We start from the raw sequence: 19,386 nt of genomic DNA on the forward strand, positions 1-19,386 counted from the left end.
GTCGCCGGGCCCCGCCGCCCGCGACAGTGAAGAATTCACGACTTCCTGGACAGCTTGAGCAGCGCGTCCGTCACGCCCTCGGGATCGACGATCTGGTGCAGGTGCAGACCGGGCAGGCGGGTCACCGACCAGCCCCGCCGGGCCGCCTCCTCCGCCGCCGCGTCGTAAGGGGGCCCGAACCACAGGAACGAGCACCTGACCTCGTCCCAGCCGGCCGGCACCGGGATCGCCTGCGTGTAATAGTCGAGCGGCAGCCTGGGCTGCTCGGCGGCGACCCGGATGCGGACGGCGGGGTCGGGCAGCATGGCCACCACGTCCTCCTCGTCCCACCAGTCGGTCCAGCGCGGCAGCACGCCGTCGGGACCGGCCAGGTCGCGCAGGAACGGCAGGAACTCCTCCTCGGCCGTCCTGACCAGCCCCTCCCTGGGCGGGACGTGCGCGTCGGCGAACACGCAGGCCACCACCCGATCGCCCAGCCCCTCCTTGATCGCGGGCAGGAAGAACCCGGCGTTGCTGTGCACGGCCAGCACCACGGGGGTGTCCGGGGTGGCGGCACGCACGGTCTCCACCACGCTGGGCCAGTAGGGCGCGCCTGCCGCCGAGACTCCGGTCAGGTCGGGCACCACGGCCGCGTGCCCGCGGCGCTCCAGCGACTCGGCCACGGGAGCCCACGTCGCGGGCCCGACGGAGGGGCTGTGCACGAGTACGAACGTCGTCTGCATCACCCCACCCTGTCAGACGATGAGGGCGCACCGGGATGGGGTGCGTCCCGCTCCGTCGTACGAGGCCCAGGCCAGGGCCAGGTTGTTCACCGCTCGCGAAAGCTCCTCCTCGGGGAACAGGTAGTGCAGCCGGAGGCGGTCGGTGTGCCCGCCCAGCGGGTCGAACGACCGGCCGGCCGCGACGGCGACCCCGTGCCGCAGCGCGACCTGGGCGAAGGAGTCGGCGTCGCCGCGCGGGAGGCGTACCCAGAGGGTCTGGCCGCCGAGCGCGGGCTCGAACGTCCAGGACGGCAGGCGAGTCCGCAGCTCGGCGCACAGGTGCTCGTGCCGCGCGCGCAGCGTGCGGATCCGCGCGGAGCGCACCTCGTCCAGCCGGCGCAGCAGCACGGCGGCGGCGAACTGGCTGACGACCTCGCCGCCGAGGTCGTGCACCGCGCGCAGCCTGGCCAGCCGCGAGACCAGGGGCGCCGCCGCGCGGATCCAGCCGACCCGAAGCCCGCCCCACACCAGCTTGCTCAGCGAGCCGACCGTGATCACCTGCTCGCCCCGCCCGAACGACGCCACCGGCGCGGGCGTCTCCTCGGCGAAGCACAGCTCGGCGCAGACCTCGTCCTCGATCAGCGGAACGTCGTGCGCGGCGGCCAGGTCGGCCAGCCGCCTGCGCGACGGGGTGTCCATGACGGCGCCGTCCGGATTGCGGGCTGTGGGGACGAAGTAGGCCAGAGCAGGACGTTCGCGTACGTCCTCGATGCCCGCCGCGGGACGGACGGCCGCCGCCGCGTGCCGGAACACCTCCAGCGCCCCCGGGTACGTCGGCGTCTCGGCCAGCACCGTGTCACCCGGCGCCAGCAGCAGCGAGGCGAGCAGCGTGAGCGCCTGCTGCGCCCCCGTCGTCACGATGATCTCCTCGGGCGAGGTCGGCACGCCCCTGCCGGTGTAGTAAGCGGCCAGCGCCGCGCGCAGCGCGGGGTCGCCGGCCGGCTGGTAGCCCATGTCGCGCAGCCCGGCCAGGCGCTCCGCGGCCTCGGCGTACGCCTCGGACAGCGCCGGTGGCGGATCCTGCGGTGCGGCGCAGGTCAGCAGCTGCACGCCGTCAGGCGGGTGCAGGATGTGCTGCAACAGGGGGTTGGCCGCCACTCCGTCGGCCGTCCTGGTGGCGGGCAGGTCGAGCGCGGCCACCCTGGTGCCGCTGCCCTGGCGGCGCACCACCCGGCTCTCCTGCTGCAGCAGGTCGTACGCGGCCACCACCGTCCCCCGGCCCACCGCCAGCCGCCTGGCCAGCACCCGGTCCGGCGGCAGCGGCTGGCCCGGATGCAGCACGCCGTCGTCGATCAGCGCCCGCAGACCGGCCGCGAGCAGCAGGTACAGTGGGCCGCGCCCCGACGCCCATCGGCCCAGCGCATCGACCAGATCATCGAGATTGGCCCCATTCATGGACCAATTCTGTCGCATTGGCTCTGACGCTGCATACTCCGGCAAGGAATCCTGGTGACATGAGCGAACTCCGCCCCGACACGAAGGCCGTGCACGTCCCGACGCCGCCCATCGACGGCAGCCGCCCGATCACCATGCCCATCTACCAGACCTCGGGCTTCGTCTTCGACGACCCCGCCGTGATGGCCGCGTCGATGGGACGCCCCGACGGATCGTACGTGTACGGGCGCTACAGCAACCCGACCGTTCGCTCGCTGGAGCTGGCCGTGGCCGGGCTGGAGGGCGGGACCAGCGCCATCGCCACCGGATCGGGCATGGGGGCGATCAACGTCGTCCTGCTCGGGCTGCTGCGGCCGGGCGACCACCTGGTGGCCCAGCGCTCCCTGTACGGCGGCACGGCCGCGATGATCAACGAGCTGGCCGAGCGGTTCGGGATCACCGTCTCCTACGTGCCGGAGAACGACCCTGCCGCCCTGCGCGCCGCCGTCCGCCCGGAGACGAAGCTCGTCTACCTGGAGACGATCAGCAACCCGATGACGCTGGTCGCCGACCTGCCCGCGATGTGCGGGGCCGCCCGCGAGCTCGGCATCCTGTCCGTGGTGGACAACACGTTCGCCACGCCGCTGCTGTGCCGGCCGTTCGAGCACGGCGCGGACATCGTCGTGCACTCCACCACCAAATACCTGTCCGGCCACACCGACGTGGTGGGCGGCATCGCGGTCTTCGCCGACCAGGAGCTCTACGAGCAGTCGTGGCGCTTCGCGATCGAGCTCGGCGCTTCGGCCGACCCGTTCGCGGCCTGGCTGACACTGCGCGGGCTGCAGACGCTCGCGCTGCGCATGGACCGCCACTGCTCCAACGCCGAACTCCTGGCCACCCGCCTGGCCGAGCACCCCGCCGTGACCGCCGTCCACTGGCCGGGGCTGGCCTCGCATCCGTCGTACGAGCTGGCGGGCAAGCTGCTGCCCGGGTTCGGCGGGGTGTTCTCGTTCGACCTGGCCGGCGGGCGGGCGGCGGGGGAGAAGTTCATGAGCTCCGTACGACTGGCGCTGCTCGCGCCCTCGCTCGGCGGCGTCGAGACGCTCATCCTGCACCCCGCGACCACCTCGCACCGCTCGCTGAGCCCCGACGAGCTGCGGCGCAGCGGCATCGGGGAGGGCACGGTACGCGTCTCCGCCGGCATCGAGCATCCCGAGGACCTGTGGGCCGACGTGGCCCAGGCCCTGGCATAGCCTCGCATCATGTGCGCTGTTACTCATGAGGACGTTCTGGCGGCGGCCGCCAGGATCGGCGGTCACGTGCTCCGCACGCCGGTCATCGAGATCGCCGACGGGTTGTGGCTGAAGCTGGAGCTGCTCCAGCACTCGGGCTCGTTCAAGGTGCGCGGGGCGTTCAACCGCATGTTGTCGGCCGGCGAGCTGCCGGAGAGCGGGGTGATCGCCGCCAGCGGCGGCAACCACGGGTTGGCGGTGGCCTTCGCGGCGCGGGCGCTCGGGGCGCGGGCCGAGATCTTCGTCCCCGAGGTGACCAGCCCGGTGAAGGTGGCGGGCCTGGCGGTGCTGGGGGCGCACATCACCCAGACCGGCGCCATCTACGCGGAGGCCGCCGAGGCCGCCGCCAAGCGGGCCGCCGAGAGCGGCGCCCTCATGGTGCACGCGTACGACCAGCCCGAGGTGGTGGCCGGGCAGGGCACCACCGGGCTGGAGCTCATGGAGCAGACCGGCGGCGTGGACACGGTCCTGGCGGCGGTCGGAGGCGGCGGCTTCGCGGCCGGCATCACGGTCGGCACGTCGGCCGGGGAAGGTGGCGGGCCGCGGATCGTCGCGGTCGAGCCCGAGCGGATCCCGACCCTGCACGCGGCGCGCCGGGCGGGCGAGCCGGTGCCGGTGGAGGTCAGCGGCGTGGCGGCCGACGCGCTGGGCGCCTCCAGGGTCGGCGGGCTGGCGTTCGAGATCCTGTCCGGCGACCGGGTGGAGAGCGTCCTCGTGACGGACGAGGCGATCGTGGCGGCCCGGCGCACCCTCTGGGAGCGGCACCGGGTGGTGGCCGAGCACTCCGGCGCCGCCGCCTACGCGGCCCTGCTGTCGGGCGTCTACACCCCGGCGCCAGGGGAACGGGTGGCCGTGGTGGTGTGCGGCTCCAACACCGATCCCGCCACCCTGACCACGGACTGACCGCCACCCGCCCGCCGACCCCGTCCGCACGCCGGTGCGGGGTGGCCGATGGAAGGCCGGCCACCCCGTGGGGTCAGCTGTAGGTGTGTTCGGGCGTGGGGAACGCCCCGGACCTCACCTCGTCGGCGAAGGCGCGTACCGCGCGGTCCATCTCCTCCGCCAGCCCCGAGTACCGCTTGACGAACCTGGCCGGCCGCGGCGTGAGCCCCATCAGGTCCTGCCACACCAGCACCTGCGCGTCCGTGGCGGCACCTGCCCCGATGCCGATCGTCGGGATCGCCAGCGACGTCGTCACCCGCTGCGCCAGGTCGGCCGGCACGCACTCCAGCACCACGCTGAACGCCCCGGCCCGCTCCAGGTCCTTGGCGTCCGACATGAGCTCGTCGCCGGACTGCCCGCGCCCCTGCACGCGATAGCCGCCCATGACGTTGACCGACTGCGGGGTCAGCCCGAGGTGCGCCATCACCGGCACGCCGGCCGACACCAGCGCCTCCACCTGCGGCAGGACCCGGCGGCCGCCCTCCAGCTTGACCGCGTGGGCGCCCGCCTCCTTCATGAAGCGGGCCGCCGACTCCAGCGCCTGCGCCGGCGAGGCCTGGTAGGAGCCGAACGGCAGGTCGGCCACCACGAGGGCACGCGACGAGCCGCGTACGACCGCCGCCGTCAGGGGCAGCAGGTCGTCGACCGTGACCGGCAGCGTGGAGTCGTAGCCGTAGACGACCATCGCCGCGGAGTCGCCCACCAGCAGCACCGGGATGCCGGCCGCGTCGAACACCCCCGCCGTCATCGCGTCGTAGGCGGTGAGCATCGGCCACCGCTCTCCGCGCTCCTTGGCGGCGGCGAGGTCGCGGACGGTGACGCGGCGTCCGGCCGCGCCGCCGTACAGCGTCGTCGTCGAAGAAGTCGTTGAAGTTGAAGAGGACATGAGTAACCCTCCAGAACCGTCTCGAGGCGCCCCAGCGGCGTCCCCGGACTCATTCCGATGATGTCACGCGGCCTCCCGGCCGAAAACCGGTGGCGAAACTGTCGGTGCCTCTTGCCAGAATCAATGCGGAGGTAACAAACACCATGGCTCTCGCCCCTTACCGGCGCCTGTTCAAGATCCCCGGCGTCCCCACGTTGCTCCTGGTGGGGCTGCTCGCTCGCGTGCCGGCCACGGCCACGGGCATGGCGCTGACCCTGCACGTGGCCGAGGTGATGGGCCTTCGCTACGGCCCGGCGGGGGTGGTCGCCATGGCCAGCACGATCGGCATGGCCATCGGCTCGCCGCTGGCGGGCAGATTCGTCGACAGACACGGTCTTCGTCCCGTCCTGGCGGTCACCACGGTGGCGCAGGCGGCCTTCTGGTCGTGCGCGTGGGCGCTGCCGTTCCCCGCCCTGGTGGTGGCGGCGGCGCTGGCCGGGCTGCTGGGGCTGCCGGTGTTCAGCGTGACCAGGCAGTGCCTGGCCGCCATCGTGCCGGTCGAGCAGCGGCGCACCGGGTTCGCGCTCGACTCGATCATGGTCGAGCTGTCCTACATGGCCGGGCCCGCGCTCGCCGTCGCGGGCATCACGACGCTCGGCAGCGGCGTGACGATGACGGTCATCGGCGCCGGCATGTCCGTGGCCGGCCTGGGGCTGATCGTGCTCAACCCGCCCATCCGCTCGGCCGAGGAGCTGGTGGCGGAGGCCGAGGGCGGCAAGACGCGGGTGTCGCGCCGTCAGTGGCTCACCCCGGCCTTCGTGGCGCTGCTCGGCACGGCGGCCGCGGCCACGTTCGTGCTCACCGCGACCGAGCTGTCCCTGGTCGCCACCATGAACCAGGCGGGTCAGACCGCGTGGGTGGGGCTGGCCGTGGCCATCTGGTGCGTCTTCTCGCTCATCGGCGGCTTCGTGTACGGCGGCCTGTCCAGAGGGCTGTCACCCCTGACCCTGATCGCCGCGATGGGCCTGGCGACCGTTCCCGTGGCGCTGGTCGGGGGCGGATGGCACTGGCTGATCCTGGCGCTGCTGCCCGCCGGGCTGCTCTGCGCGCCGTCCCTGTCCGCCACGGTCGACGTGCTCACCCGATGGGTGCCCAGCGAGGCGAGGGGCGAGGCGATGGGCTTCCACGGCACCGCCCTGCTGATCGGCGGCGCGGCCTCGGCGCCCATCGCGGGCGTCGTCATCGACGGGATGGGGCCGCAGTGGGCGTTCGTGGTGGCCGGGCTGGCGGGCGTGGCCATGGTGCTGGCCGCGCTCCCGTTCTGGCGCCGCCGCCCGGCGCCGGCCACCGTTGTGGCGTCACCGGCCGCGGCCGCGGTTGTCGAAGCGGTCGAGGTGGCGGAGACGGCCGAGCCGGCGTCGGCGGTCCCGGCGAGTGCGCCGGTGCCGTCGCCGCGCGACTGACCGTCGGCGGGCCTGGTCCCGGGGTGCTCGTGCGTCGAGTGATGAAGATGTGGTCAACGTCACCCGAGAGTTGAGACGGTTTTCTGGGCCGTCGGCGTTGCAGCACGGTGTGGCCCGGCGTGACCCTCTCTGAGCTGCGCCGAGGCCGGTCGCGCTGAAGACCGGCGGGTGGGCCGCCAGCGCGACGGACGCCGTTCCGCGGGGCGTCCCATCCCTCGCGGGACCTGGCCGTACGCCGGCCCGCAGGTTCGGGGAAATGCGCCTGACCTGGGCGGATGCAGGCTCACCTCAGGCGTCGGGCCCTGGACGGCGAGAGTTTACCCAGGGTTTACGAAACGGGACCGTTGCGTATCGGAATGGCTTGCGATACGGTGACGTTGCGAAACTTAGACGTATCGAAATTAAGGACTCTCCATGGAAGTGACCACGGGGCATCCACGCCGATGGGGGATCCTCGGCGTGCTGGTGTTCAGCCTGCTGGCGGTCGTCCTGGACAACACGATCCTCAACGTCGCGATGAAGACCATCGCCGACAAGACGGTCGGTCTGGGCGCCACGCAGAGCGAGCTGGAATGGGCGATCAACTCCTACACACTGGTGTTCGCCGGATTGTTGTTCACGTTCGGGGTGATCGGTGACAGGACCGGACGCAAGCGCATGTTGTTCATCGGCATGGCGCTGTTCGGGCTGGCCTCACTCGCCAGTGCCTACTCCCAGGATCCGATGCAGCTGATCCTGGCCAGGGCGGCGATGGGCATCGGCGGCGCGGCGATCATGCCGGCCACGCTGGCGATCATCTCGAACGTCTTCCCGCCCGCCGAGCGGGGCAAGGCGATCGGGGTGTGGGCCGGTGGCGTCGGGATCGCGGTGGCCATCGGGCCGATCACCGGCGGGCTGCTGATCGAGCACTTCTGGTGGGGCTCGGTCTTCCTGGTGAACGTGCCGATCGTGGTGATCAGCATGATCCTCATCGCGACCATCGTGCCCGAGTCCCGCGACCCGAAGCCGTCCAGGCTCGACCCGGTCGGCGTGGTGCTGTCGATCATCGGTCTGGTGGCCGTCGTGTACGGCATCATCCGCGGCGGCGAGCTGGCCACCGTGGCCAGCGCCGAGGTGCTGGTGCCCACGCTGTTCGGGCTGGCGGTGCTGGGCGTGTTCGTCTGGTGGGAGCGGCGCATCGACCACCCGGTCTTCGACGTGCGCAGCTTCGTCGACGCCCGGTTCAGCACGGCCATCGGCCTCATGGGCATCATGTTCTTCGCGATGATGGGCGGGATGTTCTTCCTCACGTTCTACCTGCAGATCGTGCTGGGGTTCACGCCGATCCAGGCGGGCGCGCTGATGATCCCGTTCGCCGCGGCTCAGCTGATCTTCGCGCCGCTCAGCCAGCGGGTGAACGAGCGCTTCGGCGCCAAGCTGTCGGCCGGCGTCAGCATGGGCGTGGTGACACTGGTGCTGGCCAGCTACGCGTTCCTGGACCAGAACACGCCCATCCCGCTGATCGAGGTCATCTTCTTCGTCCAGGGCGCCGCGATGGCCAACATCATGCCGCCCGCCACCACCGCCATCATGGAGTCGCTGCCCAGGGAGAAGGCCGGCGTCGGCTCGGCCATGAGCAACACCGTCCGCCAGGTGTCCGGGGCGCTCGGCGTGGCCGTGCTCGGCTCGGTGCTGTCGTCCAGCTACCGGGGCGGCATCGCGCCCGCGCTGGACGGGCTGCCCGCGGGCGTCCAGCACGCGGCCGGTGAGTCGATCATGGCGACGATGGGCGTCGTGCAGCAGCTCGGCGAGCGGGGCCAGGCGCTGGTCCAGCCCGCGTTCCACGCCTTCATCGAAGGCATGCACATCACGGCGGCGGTCTCGGCGGTGATCGCGCTGATCGGCCTCGCCGTGGTGGTGCGGTGGATGCCCGGCAAGCCACGCGCCGCCAAGCACGCCGAGCGGCGGGAACCGGTGCTGTCGTCCTCCTCCGGGTGACGGGAGACACCGGCCGATGCGGCGATCAGTCGCTCACGAGGGAGGCGGACGCGCGGGAGGCGCGCCGCCTCCCCATGTCGGACCACAGCGCTCGCGCGCTGTAGATGTATGGTGAGGCCGCGATGTCGATCCAGGAATCCGCGAGTGCCCGCCCGGCGGGCCGTCCGCGCAGCGAGAAGGCCGAGAAGGCGATCATCGAGGCGACCCTCGACCTGATCGCCGAGGGCATGGGCGTGTCCGAGCTGACCATCGAGGCGATCGCGTCGAAGGCGGGCGTCGGCAAGACCACGATCTACCGGCGCTGGTCCAACAAGGAAGACCTGATCGTGGACGCCCTGGCCACACTCAGGGCGCCGATGCCGAAACTGCCCGGCACATCCGTACGCGACGACCTGATCAGCCTGCTCGAGGCGATGCGCAGGGAGTCGGGCGACACGCGCGGCCGGTGCGTGATGAACATCGCGATGAGCGAGGCCGACCGCTATCCCCGGCTGATGGAACGCTTCCTCAAGCGTGCCGTCGAGCCGCGCCGGCAGGCGATGCGCGCCGTGATCGAGCGCGGCGTCACCACCGGCGAGCTCAAGCCGGAGCTCGACGTCGACATGGGCATGGCGCTCATCTCCGGCGCCATGCTGTGGCACACCAAGTGGGGCCCGGCCGGCGACCTCCCGTCCGACCTGCCCCAGCGCGTCGTGGACGCGGCCCTGGCCGGAATGGCGCCCTGAGGCGTCACTCCTCCCGTCGCAGGTAGAAGTCCGGCTTGGCGAGGAAGCGCCGCCAGTGATCGACCAGCTGGAGGTCCTCCCAGGCGGTCGTACGCATGCCGTGCTCACCGAGCTCGATGATCTGCGCGCCCGGCAGACCGGTCAGGATCGGTGAATGGGTGGCACAGATGATCTGCCCGCCCTCGTCCGCGACACGCTGCATCAGGCCGGCCAGGCGTACGCAGGACAGAAATGACAGTGCGGCTTCCGGCTCGTCCATCAGATAGAGCCCCGGCCCCGACACCATGCGTTCGAGAACGGTGAAGAACCCTTCGCCGTGGGACTGCTCCGTCAGATCTTCGTCCCAGAAGCCCGGCCGGCCGGAGACGTTCTGCCCGAGGTTGAACAGCGTTTCGGCGCGGAAGAAGAACGCGCGCCGCTTGAGCCGGGGACCATGCAGCAGCCACGTTCCCGAAGCGGTGAGATCGGCGTCGAGAACCTCGCCCAGCGGGGTCATCGGCCCGGTGCTGGCGTACTTGGTACCGGCCTTGCCGCCGGCGGAATTGATGCCGGCCACGTCGGCGATCGCTTCCATGATGGTGGACTTGCCCGAGCCGTTCTCTCCGACGAAGAAGGTGACCCGGGCGGTCAGCTCAAGACCTCGCTCCGCCAGCCGGCGAACAGGAGGCAGCGCGGCGGGCCAGCCCTCCGGAAGCTGAGGGACGGTCAGGTGGGTGAGCAGCATGGTCAAGTATCTTCCTGCGGGCTGGATCAACCGGACAGAGCGAGGTCGGAGGGGAGCAACTGCTCGGTGAGCAGGCGGCGGACCCGCTCGGGGCCGGTCGTCCAGGGCCGCAGCAACTCCCATCCATGGAAATATCCGAAAATATACGGACTCGCCGGGGACGGCGTCAGCAGTCCGGCCGCCAGCGCCACCTCGTGGTCGTCGTAGAGCGCCCATCTCTTCAGGTATGAGGACAACTCCGGCATGCCTCGCCCCTCGGCCGCCAGGAACGCGGCGTTGCCCCAGACGCCCCACAGCACGTTCCTGGCGTGGTGGACGGCGGCGAAGTCGCTTCCGTCCGGCCGGATCCCGGCCCTGGGCAGGATGTTCGCGTTCAACCACTCCTGGGCCTCGTCCCCGGGGAACAGCAGCTCCTCGGCGAGCAGCCCGAGCCCCTCGCTGAGCACGAACGCCGGCGAGAGCATGAACCGCACCGGCGTGTGCCGCGCCTTGAGCATCGACTCGGCGATGTGCCCGGGATGGCCCTCATGGGCCACGAGATAGAGCAGGTCGGCCAGATTGAAGGGGATCGCCCTGTTGACGTAGATCGTGGACCTCAAGTCTCCCTCGTAGTCGCCCGCCCCGTGGAAGTTCACGCCCTCCACCAGCCGGCACGCCACCACCTCGCCCGGTGGCAGGGGGATGATCGCGTTCGTCCTGGTCCGGGTCTCGTCCACGGCCAGGGCCACCAGCTCGGGCAGCCGTTCGATCGGCTCCAGCGTGTGGGCCTGCCGCCAGGCCCGCAGCCGCCCGGCCAGCGAGCCGGGGCCCTTCGGCAGGGCCCGGTCCAGCTCGGCGTGCGCCTGCTCGAACAGCTCCTCCGGCACCCACCGGGGCGTCAGGCCCAGGCACTCCCGCCCGTACTCGGCGAGTGGCGGCCGGTCGCCGTCCAGGTGACGGGCCACGGCACGCAGGGCACGTACCTGGGCGGCCAGAAAGGGCGTGGGGGCACTCTCCAGCAGCCGTTCCGCCTCCTCCGCCAGCGCGCCGGGGACGGCGGGCGGCTCGGCAGCCACCTGCTCGCTCCACTCGGCGGGGCCGCGGTAGATGAGCATCGTGCCGCCGGCGCCGCCGCTCATCAGGCGATCGACGCGCAAGGCCAGCAGCGCGTGGTCGTGGTCCCAGTTCATGAGTTCTCCTTCCGCCTTGATGGGGCAAGCTAGCCGTACGGTTTTCCGTACAGTGCACGGCTCTGGTTTTTGGAGGGATCGGTGCCGGAGACCATCTGGTTCCGCGACGACGGGCCGCCGCGCCGGCCCCGGTTGTCGCGCGAGCGCATCGCCGCGGCCGCCGTCGCGCACCTCGACGCCGAGGGCGTCGGCGGATTCTCGATGCGCGGCCTCGCGGCGCGCCTCAAAGCGGGGACGATGTCGCTGTACGAGTACGTCCAGAGCAAGGAGGACGTGCTGGACCTGGCCCTCGACGAGGTGATCGGCGAGATCGCCGAACCGGGCGGGCCGCTCCCGTGGCGGGACCTGCTGACCCGGCAGCTCACCCAGAGCCGCGCCGTCATGCGCCGCCATCCCTGGGTGCCCGCGCTCACCGCCACCCGCCCGCTGCTGGGCCCGAACGCGCTGGCCCGCTCCCGCCTGTTCTACGGGGCGCTGGCCGGCGCCGGGGTGGCCGGGCCCGAGCTCACCGCCGCCGTGGGGACGCTGACGTCGTACGTGAACGGGTTCGTCGCCGCGGAGAACACCTGGTGGGCCACGGTCCGGACGCCTGCGGCCGACGCGGAACTGCGGGCCAGGGTGGCCGGGCACCTTCGGGGGCGGATGTCCGAGTACGCCGGGCAGACGCGGGTGGACGAGGCGGAGAACGCGGACTTCGACCGGCAGTTCGCGCTCGGCCTCGACATCGTCCTCGACGGCATCGCCGCCCGGCTACGACCTGAGACGCCGGCCCCTGAGGGCCCCGGGCCTGAGACGCGACTGTTGTGACCTTCGTCCCGAAGACCCCCGGCAAGGGGGAGCAGCTCGGGGCCGGCTGCCTTTGCCGCGAGGGCGGGGGTCAGGCGTCGGACGGGTCGCGCAGGGCGAGGGCCTCGGCGTCGGTCAGCCCCTTGCGGGCGGCCACCCGCCGGCGCGCCCGTACCTGCGCACTCGTACGAGGACGGAACTTCGGCTGCTGCCCGCACCCGCACGGCTCGAACCCCTCGTACCGCAGCCCGGCCCCCAGCACGGCGGCCACGGCCCGCCACCCACGCTCGTCGCCCCGGCGCGGCGCGGCGAAGTCATGACCGGCGAACAGCATCGGCTTGCGGCACCGGACACAGCGGCTCGCCTCCGCACGCCACGGCTGCTTGCAGCTGCGGCGGCAGGGGACGCACACATAGTGGACCTTGTAGTGGACCTCCGCGTAGGTGCACATGACTGCCAGGTTACCGGCCGGACGATCACGACCGCAGGCCGATCTGGCCGCGGGACCGGTTCGGCGCCGGCTCGGAGCGGGGATCGGCGTTGCCGCCCAAGGCGGAGGTGAGCAGGCTGTCGAGCGCCTCCTGGGACGTCCGCAGCCGGTCGATCTCGTCGGCGATGCGCTGCTGCTCATGCCGCAGGTCGGTGACCATCCCTGGGCAGCCGGTCGGGACCATCCGTTCGCTGTCGTCGTCGTGCACGCAGTCGAGCAGGCGGGCGATGACGGCGGTCGGCAGGCCGGCGGCGAGCATCGCGCGGATGTGGCGCACGCCGGCCACGTCCGCCTCCGCGTACTCGCGGTAGCCGTTGGGCAGCCGCCGGGGCCGCAGCAGCCCCTGCTCCTCGTAGTAGCGCAGCAGCCGCCTGCTCACCCCGGTCTCGCGCGCCAGGTCGCCGATCTTCATGCGTTCGCCTTGACCTTCACATCGATGTGACGCCTTACCGTCCCGACTGTCAGTCGCAACAACGTCAAGGAGGAGATCGATGCCGGGAGCGGTCATCATCGGGGCGGGCCCGGGAATCGGGCGGTCGGTCGCCCGCCGATTCGCGAAGGAAGGGCTGCGGGTGGCCCTCGTCTCGCGTACGGGCGGCGCCCTCGGCCTGGAGGGGGCGCTCGCGTACCGGGCCGACAGCACGAACGAGGACGAACTGCGCGCCGCACTCGACGCGGCGGCGCAGGAGCTCGGGACGCCGGACGTCGTGGTCTACAACGCCGCGATCATCCGCCGCGACTCGCCGGGGGAGGCGAGCGCCCGCGTGCAGCTCGACGCCTGGGCGGTCAACGTGGTCGGCGCGCTCGTCGCGGCCGCGCACGTGGCCCCCGCGATGGCCGCACGGGGCGGGGGCACGTTCATCGTGACGGGCGGCATGCCCGAGCCCAAGGCGGGGTACGTCAGCCTGTCCCTCGGCAAGGCCGGCGTGCGGACGCTGGTGGCGCTGCTGGACGAGGAGTACGGGGCGGCCGGCGTCCACGCGGCCAGCGTCACCGTCGCCGGCCCTGTCGCCCCCGGCACGGACTTCGACCCTGACGACATCGCCGAGCATTATTGGCGCCTGCACACCCAGCCACGGGAACGGTGGGAACGGGAGGTCCTCCACGCCGGCACCGCATAGGAACGGAACAGCCGGCTCGGGGGTCGTTCGGTGGCTCGTGTGGGGGTGGGTTCGGGCGATTCACCGGTTCACCCGCTGAACGATCGGTTCCAAGGGGGTTCGGAGTTGGTTCGGCAGCGTGGTGGGGTGAGGCGGAGGGCTCGTCAGGGCGTCCTCGACCTCGTTGAGGGCTCCTGGGGCGTCTTCGCCGGTGTGGCGCAGGTCGGTCCAGAAGGGTGCGCGCGCCCATCGTGTCGTCGCGCGGCCAGCCCCGGTCTGAGGGCCCAGAGTGAGCCGTCGTGAGTCGGTCCGAGGGGTTCAGGGTGAGTCGTTGTGAGTCGTGCGGAGGATCGTTCGAGCGGCTTCTGCGGCCGGTGGTGGGGTCAGGCGGTGAGTTTCCAGAACCAGCCGAGGGGACGTAGGCCCAGGCGCCGCGCCACCCGTTGTGAGGAGTGGTTGTCCGCGCTCGTGCTGTAGAACAACCGGATGCCGGGCAGCATCCCCGCCCAGACGGCTGTGGCGGCGGCGGCATAGCCTCGGCCTCTGCAGGCGGGTGAGGTCCAGGTGCCGGCTTCGGCGCCGGCCGGGGTCAGGCGGGCGGTGTGGCAGAGGGCCGCCACCTCGCCGTTCTCGACGATCATCGCCCAGGGGGCGCCTTCGCCGCCGCCGACGAGTTCGTCCCACTCGTCGGGGTCCCAGCCCTCGGCCCGTAGCGGGTGTACGAGGGCGGTGTGCGCGGGCTCGTCCGATCTGAGCATGTCGACGGGGGCGTCGTAGCGGACGGGGGGCGTCACCAGGTAGCTCGGCCCGCCGGACACGGTCACGCTGTCGCCGCCCAGCAGGGCCCGGCAAGCCTCCAGCGCGCCAGGCATCGCCCCGGAGGCAGCCCCGGACGCTGTCCTGGAGGCTCTCGTGGAGGCTCTCGTGGACGTCGTCATGCCGTGGGTGGTGTCGGTCGCCGCTCCGGAGACTGTCGTGGATGCCGATCCGACGGCCGTCCCCGACGCAGCTCCCGAGGCTGTCTCGGGCACCGTTTCGGAAGCCGCCCCGGGTGTGGCTCCAGGGGCTGTCCCGGGTGGTGTTACCAAGGCTGTTTCGGACGCCGCCTTGCCGGGCGGCCGGGGTGTCGGTGTGGTGGCGAGGGTGAGGAGGGTTTGGGCGAGAGGGGTGGGGAGCGTGTGGGAGACGGCGGCGATCAGGCCGTCGGCTGCCACGCCGATCACCATGGACTCCGGGCCGGGGAGACGGCCCTGCTCGTCGAGTCGCCAGATGACGCCCAGTTCGATCTGGAGCAGGTCGGCGTCTGACGGGTCGCCGGTTGTCGAAGTCGTTGGCACGCCGGTCATCTGGTCAGCTTAGGGAACCTGGGGCGGCGATCAGGGTGAAGGGGACGGTGGCGGCCACCCTTCCGTTGACGATCACGTCGAGCTCCCTGGCGCCGGGTGGCTCGTCGCGGGTGGTGACCGGTCGGAAAGAGTGGCTCTTGCGTACGGTGAACGTCTCGCCGGGGCCGGTCGCCTCTCGCTGGCCCAGGTGGAAGACACGGCGGGAGCCCGTCCGTCTGACGGCGTATTTCAGCAGGACCGGCCCGGCCGCGCCCGCTGTGACCGTGACGGTGAAGGCCAGCTTGCCGCCCACGGATACGGTGTCGGCCTCCAGGGCCAGCCCTTCGACAGCGCCGCTGCCCGGTGTGGCGCCCACCAGGGTCAGTGCCTCGGGGTGACCGGAGCGCAGCAGCCCGCGTACGGCGTGGCGGAGCACCTTCTCCACGTGGGAGCCGCCGTCGGAACGCCAGCGCGCCAGCAGCCGGATCGCCGCCTCCGGATGGTCTTTGGCCAGGTCGTTGACGTGGTTGGCGACCGAGCGGCGCACGTATTCGCTCGGGTCGTCGCGCAGCCGGTCGAGCAGGGGCAGGGTCGGGCCCGGCGTCATCAGCCAGCCGACCCGCCCGGCCCAGGGCAGCCTCGGACGTGAGCCTTCGGAGGCCAGGCGTCTCAGGTGCTCGTCCGGCGACTCCGCCCAGTCATACATGATCTTCAACGCGTCGTCGCGATAGCGCTCCAGATAGGGGCGTACGGCGAACTCGCCCGTGGCGTAAGGGGTCAGCACCGCCAGCGTGTCCATCGCCTCGTGCAGGTGGTCGAGGCCTCTGCCCGCCGTGTGCTCGGTGGCCGGCCAGCCGCTCCACATGTCCAGCGTGAGCCCCGACCGGACGCACTCGCGGATCAGCTCGGCGGCCTGCGGATAGGGGAGCGGCAGCGCGTCGTGGAGCGCGGCGGCGACGTGGGCGACGCGTGCCTTGAGCTCCAGCCCGCCGAGGCCGGCCAGGGACTGCTCGACGAACCGGTCACGGGGGAAGCGGCCCCAGGCCGCGGCCAGCCCGTCGGCCAGCACCGACACGGTCCGGAGGTTGATCATTTCCTTGAGAGGTTGAGCCACGCGGCAACTGTGCCAGGCCCCACCGACAATTCATGGCGCCACCAAGTCGTTCATGGCTCCCACCGTGACCGGCAGACTGCCGCCGTCTTGTCGTCGGTGATCGTCGAGTGCTGCTTCGTCGGCATCGCTTCATCGCCGTCGATCGCCGGGCGTCGATCGCCGGGCGATGATCACGCGCCGTCGCGCAGGCGGGTGAAGTAGTGCCGCATCGACGGGTAGTAGGCGTCGAAGCTGGGAGCCGGTGAGCCGTCGCGGGAGGCGACGAGCAGGTCCAGGTAGTACTCCCAGCCGGGGCCGATGTCGCCGATCCCGTCCTCCGACTCCAGGTGCTGGACGAAGCGCAGCTCGGTCACGCCGCCCGTCTCGGTCAGCAGCAGTTCGAGGTGCCAGGCGCCGGACTCGTCGAGCGAGGAGATCGCCAGCCGGCGCGGCGGCTCGCACGCGTCGATGCGCATGTCGTACCAGGGCGTCTGCTCCTCGAAACGCAGCTGCACCTTGATCGTGTTGCCGGGCGCCGCGTCGCCCTCCCAGGGGCCGAACCAGCGGGCCGTGCGGTCGGACTCGGTGATGCTGGCCCACACGTCTTCGGCGGGCGCGCGGAAGGCCCGGGTGAGGACGAGGTCGCTGCCTTCCTCCGTGCGGAACAGCCTGCCTGTGGGGATGGGGCTCGGGCTCATGCCGAATGTTCCTCTCTGCTGCTTGGACTGCTGGTTTGGGCGGTGTCGCGGCGTTCGCGGCGCGTCCTGTAGACCTCGGTCTCCAGCGCGTCGAAGCGATGCTCCCAGCCGGACGGGCGCACGAACGCCGCCAGCCAGGCGATGAGCTCGGTGAACGGCTCCGGGTCGAGCGTGTAGAAGCGCTGCCTGCCGACGAGCTCGTCGCGCACCAGGCCGCTCTCCCGCAGCACCCGCAGGTGGCGGCTCACAGCGGGTCTGCTGATCGCGAACTGCCCGGCGAGCTCGCCTGCTGTCAGTCGTCCGTCTCTGAGCAGTACGAGGATCCGCCGCCGCACCGGATCCGCGATCGCTCCCGCCACCTCGTCCACCCGGAAAGCGTAACCTACTAGTTACGCGTTTCGCCAGCCGCCGGCCGCCAGAGGTCTGCGGAAGTCGGGCATCCAGCCGAGGTACGCGGACAGGTCACGCCAAAGAGGGCGCCTCACGTCGGTGCGGGCGTGTCGGGGGCAGGGGAGAGTCGGGGCCGGAGAGGACGGATCGAGGCGCGGCTCGCCGGGGTGAGGCCCGGCCGCCGGATCTGCCCCGAGCGTGGGTGCGGCGCGGCAAGCCGCCTCGCCCTCGGCCACGCCCGCCGACACCGTCGCGGCGTCGGCGGACACGAGGCGGAAGCCAGTGCGAGGGGGCGCGGTCGTCTGAGGAGGCGTCCCCGCCCGCGTGTGTGCCGCACCGGCGACGGTTCGGCAACCGTCGCCGGTCCCGTGTCGTTGTCTGCCGATCCGGTCGCCGCGCCGGCCCTCGCCGCCGCGCGGTGGACAGGCCGTCAGCCGGTGGTCTCCCGCCAGCGGTTGGTGATGGGCAGACGACGGTCGCGGCCGAAGTTCTTCGGGGTGATCTTCGGGCCGGGCGGATACTGCCGGCGCTTGTATTCAGCCACGTCCACCAGCCGGATCACCCGCGTGACCAGGTCGGGATCGTGGCCGGCCGCGATGAGCTCCTGGGAGCCCATGTCCTTCTCGACGTAGTCGTCAAGCAGCCGGTCCAGCACCTCGTACGGCGGCAGCGAGTCGGTGTCGCGCTGGTCAGGTCGCAGCTCGGCGCTGGGTTCCTTGGTGATCGAGTTCTCCGGGATCGGCTGCTCGGCCGGCAGCAGGAAGCCCTCGCCGGAGTGGGCGTTGCGCCACCTCGACAGCTCCCACACCATGGTCTTCGGCACGTCCTTGATCGGGGCGAAGCCGCCGGCCGAGTCGCCGTAGAGGGTGGAGTAGCCGGTGGCCAGCTCGCTCTTGTTGCCGGTCGTGAGCACCAGGTGGCCGTGCTCGTTCGACAGGCCCATGAGGATCATGCCGCGTACCCTGGCCTGGAGGTTCTCGGCGGCCAGGCCCGACAGCTCGATCTCCTTCTCGAACGCGCTGACGATGTCGGCGATCGGCGCCACCCGCGCCGTGATGCCCTGCCTGCGCACCAGCTCCTCGGCGTCGGCCAGCGAGTGGTCGGAGGAGTAGCGCGAGGGCATGAGCACCACGTTGACCCGCGAGGGGCCGATGGCGTCGGCGGCGATGGTGGCCGTCAGGGCGGAGTCGATGCCGCCCGACAGGCCGAGGATGACCGACTCGAAGCCGTTCTTGGCCACGTAGTCGCGTACCGCGAGGACGAGCGCGGAGTAGACCTCGGCGTGCGGGTCGAGCCGTTCGGCGACGCGGCCGGGCTCGGGCTCGTAGGGCGCGACGGGCTCGGAGGAGAGGATCAGCCGCTCGACCGTGATGGTGGAGCCGTCGCCCGCGTCGTACGGGTAGGACCCGGGCCCGGCGTCCGCCACCGGCAGGCCGTCGAGGTCGACGACCAGCAGCTCCTCCTTGAACTGGCCGGCCCGCGCCACCGGCTCACCGGCGGCGTCGACCACGATCGAGTCGCCGTCGAAGACGAGCTCGTCCTGCCCGCCGATCTGGTTGACGTAGGCGAGGGCGCACCCCGCCTCGCGGGCCCGCCGCGCGCACAACTCCAGCCGTACGTCGTCCTTCTCCTTCTCGTACGGCGAGGCGTTCGGCGCCACCAGCAGCCCGGCCCCGGCCTGCCCGACGACGGACACGGGACCTCCCTCCTGCCAGAGGTCCTCGCACACCGCGATCGCGACGTCGACCCCGTGCAGCCGGAAGATCGGCAGCCGATCACCGCGCACGAAGTAGCGGTATTCGTCGAACACCCCGTAGTTGGGCAGGTGATGCTTGGCCGTGCGGGTCACCACCTCCCCTCGGTGGAGGAGGGCGGCGGCGTCGAGCGGGGCGCCCTTGGGCTGCCCGACCCTGGGCGCCAGGCCGGCCCGGTCGACGTAGCCGACGACCACGGGCAGCTCGCCCAGGCCCTCCCGCTCCAGGCGGCGGGCCACCTCCTCCAGCGTGTCGATACTGGCGTCCACGAAGGACGTGCGCAGCACGAGGTCCTCGACCGGATAGCCGGTGAGGAACATCTCGGTGAAGACGACGAGGTGAGCTCCGCGTTCGGCGGCGTCGCGGGTCCACGCGACCAGCCGGTCCGCGTTGGCGCTCAGGTCGCCTACGGTCGGGTTCGTCTGTGCCAGGGCAATGCGCAGTTGTGCCACGCGAAC

General features: G+C 71.8%; 20 protein-coding genes. 8 read left to right on the forward strand and 12 right to left on the reverse strand.

The annotated features are described in order from the left end of the window. Positions 1-35: 35 nt before the first annotated feature. Together ABFX54_RS29100 and ABFX54_RS29105 are read right to left on the reverse strand one after the other, a co-directional pair. Positions 36-722 carry an alpha/beta fold hydrolase gene (locus tag ABFX54_RS29100; protein ID WP_346109745.1) on the reverse strand — a complete coding sequence of 229 codons (687 nt, stop codon included), beginning with the start codon at positions 720-722 and terminating at the stop codon, positions 36-38. A gap of 12 nt (positions 723-734) precedes the next feature. Next, a complete protein-coding gene (locus tag ABFX54_RS29105) occupies positions 735-2,156 on the reverse strand; it encodes an aminotransferase-like domain-containing protein (RefSeq protein ID WP_346109746.1) in 1,422 nt (473 codons plus the stop codon). A 59-nt stretch (positions 2,157-2,215) separates the two neighbouring features. Here ABFX54_RS29105 and ABFX54_RS29110 point away from each other — a divergent pair, with 59 nt between their 5' ends. Both ABFX54_RS29110 and ABFX54_RS29115 read left to right on the forward strand, forming a co-directional pair. Further along, positions 2,216-3,388, forward strand: coding sequence for a trans-sulfuration enzyme family protein (locus ABFX54_RS29110; RefSeq protein WP_346109747.1), 1,173 nt, complete (start codon positions 2,216-2,218; stop codon positions 3,386-3,388). A gap of 9 nt (positions 3,389-3,397) precedes the next feature. Next, a complete protein-coding gene (locus ABFX54_RS29115) occupies positions 3,398-4,330 on the forward strand; it encodes a threonine/serine dehydratase (protein WP_346109748.1) in 933 nt (310 codons plus the stop codon). Between the two features lie 73 nt (positions 4,331-4,403). Here ABFX54_RS29115 and panB read toward each other — a convergent pair whose 3' ends face one another. Next, the gene (gene panB / locus ABFX54_RS29120; RefSeq protein ID WP_346109749.1) at positions 4,404-5,255 is read right to left on the reverse strand and encodes a 3-methyl-2-oxobutanoate hydroxymethyltransferase; all 852 of its coding nucleotides are present in this window, start codon (positions 5,253-5,255) and stop codon (positions 4,404-4,406) included. 143 nt (positions 5,256-5,398) lie between these two features. On the opposite strand from panB, the gene ABFX54_RS29125 reads away from it, so the two are divergent. From ABFX54_RS29125 to ABFX54_RS29135, 3 genes are all read left to right on the forward strand, one after another. After that, on the forward strand, positions 5,399-6,697 hold the full coding sequence (locus ABFX54_RS29125) for an MFS transporter (RefSeq protein WP_346109750.1): 1,299 nt from the start codon (positions 5,399-5,401) through the stop codon (positions 6,695-6,697). Positions 6,698-7,111: 414 nt separating this feature from the next. After that, complete coding sequence (locus tag ABFX54_RS29130) at positions 7,112-8,674, forward strand: MFS transporter (RefSeq protein WP_346109751.1); 1,563 nt, start codon at positions 7,112-7,114, stop codon at positions 8,672-8,674. Between the two features lie 122 nt (positions 8,675-8,796). Next, the gene (locus tag ABFX54_RS29135; RefSeq protein WP_346109752.1) at positions 8,797-9,399 is read left to right on the forward strand and encodes a TetR/AcrR family transcriptional regulator; all 603 of its coding nucleotides are present in this window, start codon (positions 8,797-8,799) and stop codon (positions 9,397-9,399) included. Positions 9,400-9,403: 4 nt separating this feature from the next. Here ABFX54_RS29135 and ABFX54_RS29140 read toward each other — a convergent pair whose 3' ends face one another. Together ABFX54_RS29140 and ABFX54_RS29145 are read right to left on the reverse strand one after the other, a co-directional pair. Beyond that, entirely contained in the window at positions 9,404-10,123 is a 720-nt protein-coding gene (locus ABFX54_RS29140) for an AAA family ATPase (RefSeq protein ID WP_346109802.1), read from the reverse strand. A 26-nt stretch (positions 10,124-10,149) separates the two neighbouring features. Then, complete coding sequence (locus ABFX54_RS29145) at positions 10,150-11,292, reverse strand: hypothetical protein (RefSeq protein WP_346109753.1); 1,143 nt, start codon at positions 11,290-11,292, stop codon at positions 10,150-10,152. An 81-nt stretch (positions 11,293-11,373) separates the two neighbouring features. Here ABFX54_RS29145 and ABFX54_RS29150 point away from each other — a divergent pair, with 81 nt between their 5' ends. Further along, positions 11,374-12,099, forward strand: a complete 726-nt coding sequence (locus tag ABFX54_RS29150; RefSeq protein WP_346109754.1) for a TetR/AcrR family transcriptional regulator — start codon at positions 11,374-11,376, stop codon at positions 12,097-12,099. 70 nt (positions 12,100-12,169) lie between these two features. Here ABFX54_RS29150 and ABFX54_RS29155 read toward each other — a convergent pair whose 3' ends face one another. Both ABFX54_RS29155 and ABFX54_RS29160 read right to left on the reverse strand, forming a co-directional pair. Then, positions 12,170-12,529, reverse strand: a complete 360-nt coding sequence (locus ABFX54_RS29155; protein ID WP_346109755.1) for a hypothetical protein — start codon at positions 12,527-12,529, stop codon at positions 12,170-12,172. 25 nt (positions 12,530-12,554) lie between these two features. After that, positions 12,555-12,980, reverse strand: a complete 426-nt coding sequence (locus ABFX54_RS29160; protein WP_346109756.1) for a MerR family transcriptional regulator — start codon at positions 12,978-12,980, stop codon at positions 12,555-12,557. Positions 12,981-13,059: 79 nt separating this feature from the next. Here ABFX54_RS29160 and ABFX54_RS29165 point away from each other — a divergent pair, with 79 nt between their 5' ends. Next, complete coding sequence (locus ABFX54_RS29165; RefSeq protein WP_346109757.1) at positions 13,060-13,689, forward strand: SDR family NAD(P)-dependent oxidoreductase; 630 nt, start codon at positions 13,060-13,062, stop codon at positions 13,687-13,689. A 362-nt stretch (positions 13,690-14,051) separates the two neighbouring features. Here ABFX54_RS29165 and ABFX54_RS29170 read toward each other — a convergent pair whose 3' ends face one another. After that, positions 14,052-14,540, reverse strand: a complete 489-nt coding sequence (locus ABFX54_RS29170; protein WP_346109758.1) for a GNAT family N-acetyltransferase — start codon at positions 14,538-14,540, stop codon at positions 14,052-14,054. A gap of 40 nt (positions 14,541-14,580) precedes the next feature. Here ABFX54_RS29170 and ABFX54_RS29175 point away from each other — a divergent pair, with 40 nt between their 5' ends. Further along, positions 14,581-15,027: a hypothetical protein gene (locus ABFX54_RS29175; RefSeq protein ID WP_346109759.1), complete on the forward strand. Its 447-nt coding sequence runs from the start codon at positions 14,581-14,583 to the stop codon at positions 15,025-15,027. On the opposite strand, the gene ABFX54_RS29180 is transcribed toward ABFX54_RS29175, so the two are convergent. The 4 genes from ABFX54_RS29180 to ABFX54_RS29195 all read right to left on the reverse strand — a co-directional run bounded on the left by ABFX54_RS29180 (position 15,019) and on the right by ABFX54_RS29195 (position 19,380). Beyond that, a complete protein-coding gene (locus tag ABFX54_RS29180) occupies positions 15,019-16,086 on the reverse strand; it encodes a DNA alkylation repair protein (protein ID WP_346109760.1) in 1,068 nt (355 codons plus the stop codon). The two genes, ABFX54_RS29175 and ABFX54_RS29180, sit on opposite strands and share 9 nt — an antisense overlap. 191 nt (positions 16,087-16,277) lie before the next feature. Next, positions 16,278-16,784: an SRPBCC family protein gene (locus ABFX54_RS29185; protein WP_346109761.1), complete on the reverse strand. Its 507-nt coding sequence runs from the start codon at positions 16,782-16,784 to the stop codon at positions 16,278-16,280. Next, a complete protein-coding gene (locus tag ABFX54_RS29190) occupies positions 16,781-17,152 on the reverse strand; it encodes a metalloregulator ArsR/SmtB family transcription factor (protein WP_346109762.1) in 372 nt (123 codons plus the stop codon). The genes ABFX54_RS29185 and ABFX54_RS29190 overlap by 4 nt, the downstream gene beginning before the upstream one ends. A gap of 452 nt (positions 17,153-17,604) precedes the next feature. Continuing rightward, a complete protein-coding gene (locus tag ABFX54_RS29195; RefSeq protein WP_346109763.1) occupies positions 17,605-19,380 on the reverse strand; it encodes an NAD+ synthase in 1,776 nt (591 codons plus the stop codon). Between the last annotated feature and the right edge of the window lie 6 nt (positions 19,381-19,386).

Origin of the sequence: Nonomuraea maheshkhaliensis (assembly GCF_039529435.1) — a bacterium.
GTDB lineage: Bacteria > Actinomycetota > Actinomycetes > Streptosporangiales > Streptosporangiaceae > Nonomuraea > Nonomuraea maheshkhaliensis.